At 71.4% G+C, this 11,534-nt stretch carries 9 protein-coding genes (1 of these 9 running past the window's edge); 4 read left to right on the top strand and 5 right to left on the bottom strand.

All coding sequences use genetic code 11. The features are described 5' to 3' along the window. Positions 1-119: 119 nt before the first annotated feature. The 3 genes from QOL88_RS06115 to QOL88_RS06105 form a co-directional block, all read right to left on the bottom strand. The gene (locus QOL88_RS06115; protein ID WP_257027563.1) at positions 120-1,877 is read right to left on the bottom strand and encodes an EAL domain-containing protein; all 1,758 of its coding nucleotides are present in this window, start codon (positions 1,875-1,877) and stop codon (positions 120-122) included. Positions 1,878-2,047: 170 nt separating this feature from the next. Next, positions 2,048-3,238: a lipid-transfer protein gene (locus tag QOL88_RS06110; protein ID WP_097222881.1), complete on the bottom strand. Its 1,191-nt coding sequence runs from the start codon at positions 3,236-3,238 to the stop codon at positions 2,048-2,050. Continuing rightward, entirely contained in the window at positions 3,235-3,660 is a 426-nt protein-coding gene (locus QOL88_RS06105) for a Zn-ribbon domain-containing OB-fold protein (protein WP_097215454.1), read from the bottom strand. Before QOL88_RS06105 ends, QOL88_RS06110 begins: the two co-directional genes overlap by 4 nt. Before the next feature lie 176 nt (positions 3,661-3,836). Here QOL88_RS06105 and QOL88_RS06100 point away from each other — a divergent pair, with 176 nt between their 5' ends. Both QOL88_RS06100 and QOL88_RS06095 read left to right on the top strand, forming a co-directional pair. Further along, complete coding sequence (locus QOL88_RS06100) at positions 3,837-4,646, top strand: M15 family metallopeptidase (RefSeq protein ID WP_097215453.1); 810 nt, start codon at positions 3,837-3,839, stop codon at positions 4,644-4,646. A gap of 46 nt (positions 4,647-4,692) precedes the next feature. After that, complete coding sequence (locus tag QOL88_RS06095) at positions 4,693-5,229, top strand: NUDIX domain-containing protein (protein ID WP_097222880.1); 537 nt, start codon at positions 4,693-4,695, stop codon at positions 5,227-5,229. 2 nt (positions 5,230-5,231) lie between these two features. Here QOL88_RS06095 and QOL88_RS06090 read toward each other — a convergent pair whose 3' ends face one another. Then, positions 5,232-7,598, bottom strand: a complete 2,367-nt coding sequence (locus QOL88_RS06090) for a glycoside hydrolase family 31 protein (protein ID WP_097215452.1) — start codon at positions 7,596-7,598, stop codon at positions 5,232-5,234. Between the two features lie 211 nt (positions 7,599-7,809). Here QOL88_RS06090 and QOL88_RS06085 point away from each other — a divergent pair, with 211 nt between their 5' ends. Together QOL88_RS06085 and QOL88_RS06080 are read left to right on the top strand one after the other, a co-directional pair. Further along, entirely contained in the window at positions 7,810-9,777 is a 1,968-nt protein-coding gene (locus QOL88_RS06085; protein ID WP_097215451.1) for an acetoacetate--CoA ligase, read from the top strand. A 174-nt stretch (positions 9,778-9,951) separates the two neighbouring features. Further along, on the top strand, positions 9,952-10,842 hold the full coding sequence (locus QOL88_RS06080; RefSeq protein ID WP_097215450.1) for a DUF8829 domain-containing protein: 891 nt from the start codon (positions 9,952-9,954) through the stop codon (positions 10,840-10,842). Between the two features lie 68 nt (positions 10,843-10,910). Here QOL88_RS06080 and ptsP read toward each other — a convergent pair whose 3' ends face one another. Next, positions 10,911-11,534 carry the end of a phosphoenolpyruvate--protein phosphotransferase gene (gene ptsP, locus QOL88_RS06075; protein ID WP_097215449.1) on the bottom strand. 1,047 nt of this gene lie beyond the right edge of the window, so the window shows 624 of its 1,671 coding nt (coding positions 1,048-1,671); the start codon falls outside the window, past its right edge; it ends in the stop codon at positions 10,911-10,913.

The following is an 11,534-nucleotide window of genomic DNA, read 5'->3' as shown; positions in this document are numbered from 1 at the left end:
GACCTCGGCAGCGCCGCAACTCCACGGCCCACGCGCCGACTCGGCCGTCGAACGGGCAAGCGCCGGCGCTCGACCACCGTCGAGCAGGCAACGGCCGAGCGGGGGGCGGCCCTCACGTCTCAGATGCCTTGCGCGCCGCTCTCGACCGCCATACCGCACCTCGCAGAGGCAGAGGCAGAGGCAGAGGCAGAGGCAGAGGCAGAGGCAGAGGCAGGCGCGGGCGCAGATGCTGACGCCACGGCCGATGCCGGCGCATGCCCAGGCTCCGGCGTCGTTTGCGAGCCGCGGCGGGTCTCATGGCCCGCCACGCCCGCCCGGCCCAGCACCCAACTCGCCCCGTGCAGCGCCTTCGCCGCCTTCTTCAACGGGGCCAGGCAGGCCGCGGCCTGCCGGTGGTCGCTCACGCTGCCCGGCGCGCACAGCACCGTCGCGAGCGACAGCGTGACCGGCCGGCCCCCGGCCGACCAGGGAGCGTCCAGCACCGAGGCGGCCAGCGGATCGAGACCGTCCGGATCGGCGAGCACCAGGAAGTCGTCCCCGCCGATGTGCCCCACCCGCGCGCCCTCCGCCACGGCCTGCTGCAATGCCCGGCCCACCGTCTTGATCAACTCGTCTCCCGCCGCGAATCCGGCCCCGTCGTTGACCTGCTTGAAGTCGTCGACGTCCAACCAGCTCAGTGCGAACGACCGCCCGGCCGCGATCCGACGGTCGACCTCGCCGGTGATCGCGTCCGAGCCGGGCAGACGCGTCAGGGGATTTAGTCCCGCCGCCTCCTCCACCCGTGTCTCGGCCAGGGCTCGCACGAGATCGGCGAGCCGCACGACCCCCACGCACCGTCCGTACTCGTCCACCACGGCGACGTCGTCCGAGGTGCGGTCCCGCTCGCCGACCGCCACCACGTCCAGCACCTCCCAGGCCGTGGCGTCGACGCCCACCGTCCGCGGCGGGTCGCCGAGCTTGGCCGCCGGGCGGTCGGCGTACAGGGCGTGCCCGTAGCGCCCCGACATCGACAGCAGAAAGCGGGAGCGGTGCACCGACCGGACCGGAACGCCCCTGGTGTCCACGAGCAGCACCCCGGACACGTCCGGTGACCCGGTCAGCAGGGCTCGTACCTGCCCCGCGGACGCGGTGGCGGGCAGCAGGGCGGCGGGACGGACGAACTCCCGCACCGACGGCCCGGACCCCGGAGCCGGCGCCTCGGCGGGGGAGCGGGGCGGGACGTAGACGTCGGCGGCGGGCAGGCGGGCCGGCGGCGCGAACAGCTCGCCCTGCGCCAGCTGGGCCCCGGCCGCCAGCGCCGCCGCGCACTGCCCTTCGGTCTCCACCCCCTCCACGGCCAGAAGCGCCCCCATCTCATCGCACAGCGTCCGCATCGACCGCACCACCGCCGGTCGTGCCAGCAGCGACGCGTCCAGCTTGACCAGGCCGGGGGCGAGGTCCGAGAGCAGCCGCAACGGCACATCCCCGTCCCCGACACCGTCCGCGCAGATCCGGAAGCCCTGCCCGCGGAGCGCGGTCACCGCCTCCAGCAGAGCCTGCTGCGGCACATGCGTGTACGGCGGGCAGATGTCGAGCGTCACCTCCCAGGGGAGCCGCCCGGCCTCACGAACGGCGTCATGCAGGGAAGGGAGCCCCCCGAGGTCGGCGAGGGTCCCGGCGAACACGTTGGCGAACAGCGGAAGCAGGGTCTCCTTCCCCGCCGCCGCGCGGATCGCCGACACCGCCAGTCGGCAGTCGAGCTCCGGGTCCCGGCGAGCCTCGGCCAGGACGTCGCCGGTCTCCGGTCGGGCGAGTATCTCCAGCCCCGCGACCGCTCCGGTCGTCAGATTGACCACCGGTTGGAAGGCGAAGCGGAGAGTGTCCGTCCAGGAGTGCACGGAAGCATGATTGATGCCACCGGGGCACGCCCAAGCGCAGTTCATGAGACGTTCACGCAGGATTCCGGGGTGATCACACAGCGTATCCCCCGGGCGGGATCAATGGAGCGGAAGGACCGGCGTCAGCATAGGCAGCAGCAGCGCGCCGCCGGTCCAGGGCCACTGCGGGCTCACCGCACCGCGATCACCGCCGACCCGTGCCCGAACAGCCCCTGGTTCGCGGTGATGCCGACGCGCGCTCCCGGGACCTGCCGGTCACCCGCCACGCCTCTCAACTGCCGGGTCAGCTCGCACACCTGGGCTATCGCCTGCGCCGGAACGGCCTCCCCGAAGGAGGCCAGTCCGCCGCTGACGTTCACCGGTATACGCCCTCCCAGGGCTGTGGTCCCGTCCCTCAGCAGCTTCACGCCCTCGCCCTCCCCGCACAGCCCCAGGTCCTCGTACCACTGCAACTCGAGGGCGGTGGACAGGTCGTAGACCTCGGCGAGCGACAGGTCCTCCGGCCCGAGGCCCGCCTCCTCATAGGCCGTGTGGGCGATCGATCTGCGGAACGTCTCACCCGGTGGCTCCACCGCCCGCGCGGAGTCCGTGGCGATGTCCGGCAGGTCCAGCACGGTGTTCGGGTAGCGCGGGGTCACCGTGGACACCGCGCGGATCCGCACCGGCTCCGCCTGCCCGTGCCGGCGCGCGTACTCCATGCTCGAGAGCACGACCGCCGCACCGCCGTCGGAGGTCGCGCAGATGTCGAGCAGTCGCAGCGGGTCGGCGACCACGGCGGAGGCGGCGACCTCCTCGGCGGTCACGCGGCTGCGGTAGCGCGCGTGGGGGTTCAGCGCTCCCATCGCCGAGTTCTTCACCTTGACCTGTGCGAAATCCTCCGGCGTGTCACCGTGCCGAGCCATGCGTCTGCGGGCGTACAGCCCGAAGTACACGGGGTTGGTAGCCCCAAGAATCCGGAACCGCAGCCAGTCGGGATCGTCCGGCCGGTCCCCGCCCGCAGGGCGGAAGAACCCCTTGGGGGCGGCATCGGCCCCCACGACGAGCACCACATCGGCGAGCCCGGCGAGGATCTGGGCCCGTGCGGCGTCGATGGCCTGCGCCCCGGACGCGCACGCGGCGTACACGCTGGTGACCCGGGCCCCTTGCCAGCCCAGTGCTTTCGCGAACGTCGCCCCGGCGACATGGCCGGGATAGCCGCCCCGCACCGTGTCCGCACCGACGATCGCACCGATGTCCCGCCACTCCAGCCCGGCATCCGCGAGCGCCTCGCGGGCCGCCACGATGCCGTACTCCACGAAGTTGTGCCCCCACTTGCCCCACGGGTGCATGCCCGCGCCGAGCACCGCCACCTCTTCCGTCATGCCGTCACCCCCGTCGGCCGCCAGTGCCACGTCGTCCAGGTCGTCTCCGCGTCCTCATGGAGCACACCGGGTACAACCTCCACCTCCAGGCCCACCGCCAGGTCGGCGACGGTGATCCCGGGAGCCGCCTGTCCCAGCACCACCATCCGCTCGGCCTCCAGCTCCACAGCGATGAACGCGCACGGCTCCCAGGAAAGTTCCGGATCGGTCACGTAGGGTGACGGAGGGGGGTACCGGCTGTCCGTGAACGACCAGACACGCCCCCGTCGCGACAGCGCAACCTCCATCAACTCGCCGCCCGCGCAGGCGGGGTTGCGGCAGTGATGGTCCTCGCGGGGGAAGAAAACGGAGGCGCACGCCGAACAACGCGTGCCGAGCAGCCGGAAGTCGTCCCCCTCCCCGGTGAACCACCCCGTCACCACAGGTGTTCGTGCACGCGCCACAGCACCCTCCCCGCAGATAGAATCTGACGGCACGTCAGGAGTGTGTCACGGCCGGTCGGAGATCGGCAGTCCACGATCCCGAAGCGAACGCACGGTCGCGGACTCCGCATGCGGCCCCTTTTCACGACGCCACCGGGCCTGGTAGACGCAGGGGCATGACACGACTCACCACCGTGGCGCGTGCCCTCATCACCACGTTCGCCGCCCTGCTGGCATCGACCGCACCCAGCACGGCCGCCCGGGCCGCCACCGACCCGAAGGCACCGAAGGACTTCGTAGCGCTGAGAAGCGTGGATCCGACCATCATCCAGGAGATGCGCTACGTCACCCCGCACAACTTCGTGGGTGAGCGCATCGACGGCTACCGGCAGCCCCTCTGCATCCTCACCCGCCCCGCCGCCGAAGCCCTCCACAAGGCCCAACGCAAGCTCCTGCGCCAGGGCTACGCCCTCAAGGTGTACGACTGTTACCGGCCGCAGCGCGCGGTGGACCACTTCGTCCGCTGGGCCGAGGACCTCGACGACAAGGCGATGAAGGGCGAGTTCTACCCGAACGTCGACAAGACCCGGCTGTTCGCCGACGGCTACATCGCGGCGAAATCCGGCCACAGCCGTGGTTCGACCCTGGACGTCACGCTTGTCAGGCTCCCGGCGAAGCCGACTCGGCCCTATCACCCCGGAGAGCCCCTCGTGCCCTGCTTCGCCCCCAAGGGCGAGCGGTTCCCCGACAACTCGATCGACATGGGGACCGGCTTCGACTGCTTCGACACCCTCTCGCACACCCTCGACCCCCGCATCCAGGGGCAACAGCGTGCCAACCGACTGCTGCTCAAGGGCACCCTCGAAGGCCTCGGCTTCGTGAACCTGGCAGAGGAGTGGTGGCACTACACCTTCAAGCCCGAGGCCCATCCGGACACGTACTTCGACTTCCCCGTGGCCAGGAAGTCCCTCACCAGCGCTCACTGAGCAGCCTGCTCGAAGCGCCCTCTCCGTGATCGGCTACAGTCCGCGCGTGTCCGAATCTCAGCACTCCGCTTCCAACTCCGCGCCGAACACCCACTGTTCGAGCTGCGGCGCGCCCTACGGCGAGGGCGTCACCGGCTGGCCCCGCACCTGCCCGGTGTGCGGGGCCGTGGCCTACCGCAATCCGCTCCCGGTCGCGGTCGCCCTCCAGCCCGTGTACGACACCAAGGGCACCGCCCTGGTCGTCATCACCCGAACCATCGCCCCCGCGCGCGGGGGCATCGCCCTGCCCGGCGGCTACATCGACGACCGGGAGGACTGGCGGCAGGCCGTCATACGCGAACTCCGGGAGGAGACCGGCATCGACGCGGCCGGCCGTGATGTACGGCTCGCCGACGCGATGAGCTCTCCCGACGGACACCTGCTGCTCTTCGGCCTCCTCCCGGAGCGCCCGGCCGAGGGCCTGCCCTCCTCCGCCGCCACGGACGAGACGGAGGGCTGGCACCTCCTGCGCAGGCCCGAGGAACTCGCCTTCCCCCTGCACACGCTGGCCGTGCGGGCGTGGTTCGAGGGCCGGTACATCTGAGCTCAGCGCTCTGCGGCCCCGCGGACGCGCACCGGGTAGGACGGTGCGCCGCCGCCGTTCTCGCCCTCCCGCTCGACGGCCACCCGGGAGCCCGTCCACCGAGCGGTGTAGCGCTCGATCTCCGGCTCCTCCCATCCGTCGCCCCCGTCCGGCACGACCAGTCCACCCCCGGTCCGCCCCCGGGCGGGTGCCCACACCTCCAGTTCCAGCCCGCCGTCCTCCCCGCGTACCGGAAGCACGGCACCCGCGCGCGCGAACACCGGAATCCGCGCCAGGGGAGCGTCGACGAGCACCTGCCCCGGCCCCTCGTAGGCCTGCCCTGTCGCGGTGTCGTACCAGCGCCCCCACGGGAGCTGCACGGCACGCCGGTCGGCGCCCGGGGCCAGCACCGGCGCCACCAGCAGGCTGTCACCCAGCAGGAAGGCGTCGTCGCAGTCGCGCAGCGCCCGCTCCTCCGGCTCCGCCCACCACAGCGGCCGCACGAAGGGCGCTCCCGTACGCCTCGCCAGATGCGCCAGCGTCATGAAGTACGGCAGCAGCCGACGGCGTTCGACGAGCGCCACGCGCGCGTGCTCCAGCACCTCGCCACCGAACTCCCACGGCTCCCTGCGCCCCGCCCGCAGACTCGCGTGCGTACGGAACAGCGGCAGATACGCGCCCAGCTGGAACCACCGCAGATACAGCTCCGGTGACGGATCCCCGTCGAAGCCCCCGACGTCAGGCCCCGAGTACGGGACGCCGCACAGCCCGAGCCCCATCACCAGCGCCAACGACGCCCGCAGCCCCGGCCACCCGGTGGCCACGTCCCCCGACCACGTCCCGCCGTAGCGCTGCATGCCGGCCCACCCGGAGCGGGAGAACAGGAACGGCCGCTCCTCGGGCGCGAGCCTCCGCAGCCCTTCGTAGCCTGCCCTGGCCATGCACAGCGCGTACACGTTGTGCGCCTCACGATGGTCACCGCCGCGTCCCTCCAGGGAATGACGAGCCGAGCGCGGCAGTGTCGACTCGCCGAACGCGGTGAACGACGTGGGCTCGTTCATGTCGTGCCAGAACCCCGAGAAACCCTGCGCGAGCCGCTCCTCGTAGAGGCCGCCCCACCACGCACGCACGCGCGCGTGCGTGAAATCGGGAAACACCGCCTCCCCGGGCCACCCGACACCCTCCACGACCTCCCCCGAGGCATCCCGCACGAACGCTTCCCCGGCCACACCGCCCTCGTACACCGCGTTGCCGGGAAGAGCCCTCACAGCAGGGTCGACGATCGACACCAGCCGGATGCCGTCCCGCCGGAGCTCCTCGGCCAGCACGGGCAACTTGGGGAAGCGGTCCTGGTCGACGGTGAACACCTGATGTGCGTCGAGGTGGTCGATGTCCAGGTGCACGGCGTCCAGAGGCAGACCATGTTCCAGGTAGCCGGCGACGATCCGCCGCACCTCCTGTTCACTGCCGAACCCCCACCGCGCGTGATGGTGGCCGAGCGCCCACGCGGGCGGCAGCGCGGGCGCCCCGGTGAGCGACGCCCAGGCGAGCAGCACGCGCGCGGGGGTGCCCACCATCACCCAGCACCGCAGCGGCCCGCCGTCCATCCGCAACTCGCACGTCCCGGCACGGTCGTGCCCGGAACCCGCCCCCTCCTCGCCCGCCCGCAGTGTCACCGTGCCGTCCCACGAGCTGTCGTGGAACGCCAGATGCGTACCGCCGTCGGACACCACCAGCTGCACCGGCATCGTGATGTACAGCGGGTCCTCTCCGGGCGCGAAGGCACGGCCGGGATCGCTGTTCCACAGCCGGTAGGTGCCGTCCCGCAGCCGAGGACCCGAGCTACGCCCCCCGAGGCCGAAGAACCGCGCGTCGGCGCCCACCTCCGACCGCTGCATCCACCGCGCCGGACCGCCGCCGACGGGCTCCCACCACCGTGGCGGCAGATCACGCCGCAGGGGCACACCACCCGGGGTGCGCACCTCCACCGCTCCGTACCGCGAGACCACCACCGTCACCCGCTCGGCCACCACCCGCCAGCCGCCGTCCTTGTCCGGCTCCAGAACCGCCCGAGGATCCGGCTCGGGACAACGGCCGGCCAGCGCGTACGACGGCTCCGGCTCCGCCCCGTCCCAGCCCCAGAACACGGCCCCGTTCACGGCGACCAGAATCCGCAGCTCCGACCGGCTGAACCGGACGACACCGCCGCCCGGCCCCGGCTCCGCTCCCGCCACGAGCCCGGGCACCCGCGCACGCTCCGCCCCCCGCGCCGGCAGCCCGGTGGCGTCGGCCCGCCGCCTGCGCCACGCTGCCCGTACGGTACGCACACCCTGCGCCGCCCCCACCGAAGCCACCGCTTTCACCGAACGCACCAGGTCACGACCGTTCATGCTGCTCACCCTGCCACCCACCGCCCCGCACACGTGTGTCGTTCAACTGCCGTTCACCCGTGCCAGGACCACATCTTCACGACACGGACTATGTGCGGCGCACCCTGGTGCCGAAGTCGATCACATGGCATTGTCCGTGCCAGCCGCTCACGCGCACACCCCAGCCCGTGCGCGGAGGACGCACACGACGCGCACAGTCCGGGAGCCGACCATGTCGACCGACAGTTTCCAGCCGCTCTGGCAGCCCGACCCCGAGCGCATCGCCCGCGCACGGATCACCAGGTTCCAGGCCTGGGCCGCCGAACACCACGGCGCCCCCGCCGACGGCGGCTACGCCGGCCTGCAGCGCTGGTCCGTCGACGAGCTGGACACCTTCTGGAGAGCCGTCACGGAATGGTTCGACGTCCGCTTCTCGCACCCCTACGCGCGCGTGCTCGGCGACCGCTCGATGCCGGGCGCCCAGTGGTTCCCCGAAGCGACTCTCAACTACGCCGAACACGCCCTTCGCGCGGCCGCCACACGCGCGGACCAACCGGCCCTTCTGCACGTCGACGAGACACACGAACCACGCCCCGTCACCTGGGCCGAGCTGCGCCGCCAGGTCGGCTCCCTGGCCGCCGAACTGCGCGCCCTCGGCGTACGCCCCGGCGACCGCGTCAGCGGCTACCTCCCGAACGTCCCCCAGGCGGTGGTGGCCCTCCTCGCCACAGCCGCCGTCGGTGCGGTCTGGACGTCCTGCGCACCCGATTTCGGCGCCCGCAGCGTCCTCGACCGCTTCCAGCAGGTCGAACCCGTTGTGCTCTTCACGGTCGACGGCTACCGCTACGGCGGCAAGGAACACGACCGGCGCGACGTCGTCAGCGAACTGCGCCGCGAACTGCCCACCCTGCGCGCAGTGATCCACATCCCGCTCCTCGGCACCGAGGCACCCGAGGGCGCCCTGGACTGGTCGGCCCTCACCTCGGCCGACACCGACCCCGTCTTCGAACAGGTGCCCTTCGACCACCCCCTGTGGGTGCTCTACTCCTCCGGCACCACCGGTCTGCCCAAGGCCATCGTCCAGTCCCAGGGCGGCATCCTGGTCGAGCACCTCAAGCAACTCGGCCTGCACTGCGACCTCGGCCCCGAAGACCGCTTCTTCTGGTACACCTCGACCGGCTGGATGATGTGGAACTTCCTCGTCTCCGGCCTGCTCACCGGCACCACGATCGTCCTCTACGACGGCAGCCCCGGATACCCCGACACCGGCGCCCAGTGGCGGATCGCCGAACGCACGAAAGCCACCCTCTACGGCACCTCGGCCGCCTACGTCATGGCGTGCCGCAAGGCCGACGTGCACCCCTCCCGCGATTTCGACCTGTCCTCCGTGCAGTGCGTCGCCACCACCGGGTCGCCCCTCCCGCCCGACGGCTTCCGCTGGCTCCACGACGAGGTCCGCGACGACTTGTGGATCGCCTCCGTCAGCGGCGGCACAGACGTGTGCTCCTGCTTCGCCGGAGCCGTACCGACCCTCCCCGTCCACGTCGGCGAGCTCCAGGCCCCGTGCCTCGGCACCGACCTGCAGTCCTGGGACCCGAGCGGCCACCCCGTCGTCGACGAGGTCGGCGAGCTCGTCGTCACCAACCCCATGCCGTCGATGCCCATCCACTTCTGGAACGACCCCGACGGCAGCCGCTACCACGACAGCTACTTCGACACTTACCCCGGCGTATGGCGGCACGGCGACTGGATCACCCTCACCTCCCGCGGATCGGTCGTCATCCACGGCCGTTCCGACTCCACGCTAAACCGCCAAGGCGTCCGCATGGGATCCGCCGACATCTACGAAGCCGTCGAGCGGCTCCCTGAGATCAAGGAATCCCTCGTCATCGGCATCGAGCAGCCCGACGGCGGCTACTGGATGCCGCTCTTCGTCCATCTGGCCCCCGGGGCGGTCCTCGACGAAGCCCTGCTGAACCGCATCAAGCAGACGATCCGGGAGCAGCTGTCACCGCGCCACGTCCCCGACGAGATCATCGAAGTACCCGGCGTCCCGCACACCCTCACCGGCAAACGCATCGAGGTCCCCGTCAAGCGCCTCCTGCAAGGCACCCCGCTGGAGAAGGCGGTCAACCCGGGCTCCATCGACAACCTCGACCTGCTGAACTTCTACGAGGACCTGGCCCGCAAGCGCGCCTGACCACCGCCGCGCAACCCCCCGTCACCATGACTCAGGGCGCAGGTCGCCGCACACACTCACTGTGACCTGCGCCTTCAGCTCTCGATTGCGTGCACGCTCACCATGCCCGGACCGATTGTCAGTGCCGCCGGTTACTGTGAGTGAGCATTGATCGACCGTGCACAGGGGGAAACAATGGCGCACACCGACAACCGCACCATGCGACGCGTCCTGCACCGCGAGATCGCCGGCACCATCGGCCTGCTCACCGACGAACACGACTTCAGGGCCATGCGGCGCTACCGCACCTTCACCTTCGCCGACCACGCGACCTACCTGAAACAGGTCGAGTCCCTCCTCAGGGCCCGAGCCCTGCAGGGCAGCCACACCACAGTGGCCCTCTTCGACCCCGAGGAATACGCCGAGTTCTGCACGCAAAAGGGCCTGGACCCCGACAACCCGTCGAGCCGCACCCGCTTCACCGCACAGATCGCGGCCACCGGCCCGACCCTTCCCTACGACGGCCGGCCGCTGACCGACCTCGTCCCGGCCCTCGTCGACGAGGCCGTCCGGCAGGCCACCTGGGAGTACGCGACCACCCTCCTCGCCCGACTTGGCGCCTGCACCTCCTGCGGCGAAGACATCGGACGCGCCGCCTTCACCCGAGCCGCGGGCCTCCTCGTCCGCATCCTCGACACGGCCCCGCCCGGCAACCGCCACCTCGTCTGCAGCGTCACCGGACCACCGGAAACCCTCATCGCCGCCCTCCACATCGCCGACGACGGAGCCGCCCTGGAACTGGACGAGACCGAAGCCCTCGAGTTCACCACGGTCCTGGCCCTCGGCCTGGCCACCGAAAGTCCCGGAGGACTCGTCATCCGCGTGAGCGCCCCGGACACACCCGACCGCGTCTACGGCTGGCGCATGCGCGCATACGGACTCGAACCCCTCACCGCGGGAGAGGTCTTCGACGCCTACTGCACCGACATCGAATCCGGAGACCTCATCTCCCCGGAATCCAACGTCGACTACTGCGCACCGCCCGACCTCGGCGAGGAGAAACCCGCCCAGGGCCACCAGCACTGAGAACGCCGGAGGGGCGCCCCACCTCAGTGGAGCGCCCCTCCCGGGAAGCGTCGGCAGCAAGGCCGGAGCTACTCGCCCGACAGCACCGCCTGCGCCGCGCTGCGCGCGTCCTCGGCGCTGTCCGTGGCCCGGGCCGCCGCGGCGGCCCGCTCGCACTGCGCCAGCGTGTACTTCGCCAGCGTCGCCCTGACATAGGGAATCGACGCGGCACCCATCGAGAGAGAGGTGACACCCAGACCGGTCAGCACGCACGCGAGCAACGGGTCGGACGCGGCCTCACCACACACACCACAGCTCTTCCCCTCAGCCTTCGCCGCCTCGGCGGACAGCTCCACCAGGTCGAGAAGCGCGGGCTGCCACGGGTCCTGCAGACGGGAGACCGCACCCACCTGACGGTCGGCGGCGAAGGTGTACTGAGCAAGGTCGTTGGTCCCCAGCGACAGGAACTCGACCTCCTGCAGGATCGAGCGAGCCCGCAGAGCGGCCGACGGGATCTCGACCATCGCGCCGAACTTCGCCCGCAGCCCAGCCTCACGGCACGCGGCCGCGAAAGCCCGGGCATCCGTACGGTCCGCCACCATCGGGGCCATGACCTCGAGGTAGACCGGCAGCCCCTCGGCGGCCTTCGCCAGCGCGGTCAGCTGGGTACGCAGGACGTCCGGGTGATCCAGCAGCGTCCGCAGCCCCCGCAC

Source organism: Streptomyces sp. Ag82_O1-12, assembly GCF_900182715.1.
Taxonomy (GTDB): Bacteria; Actinomycetota; Actinomycetes; order Streptomycetales; family Streptomycetaceae; genus Streptomyces; species Streptomyces massasporeus.
This window is presented reverse-complemented; position numbering and strand designations above follow the sequence as displayed.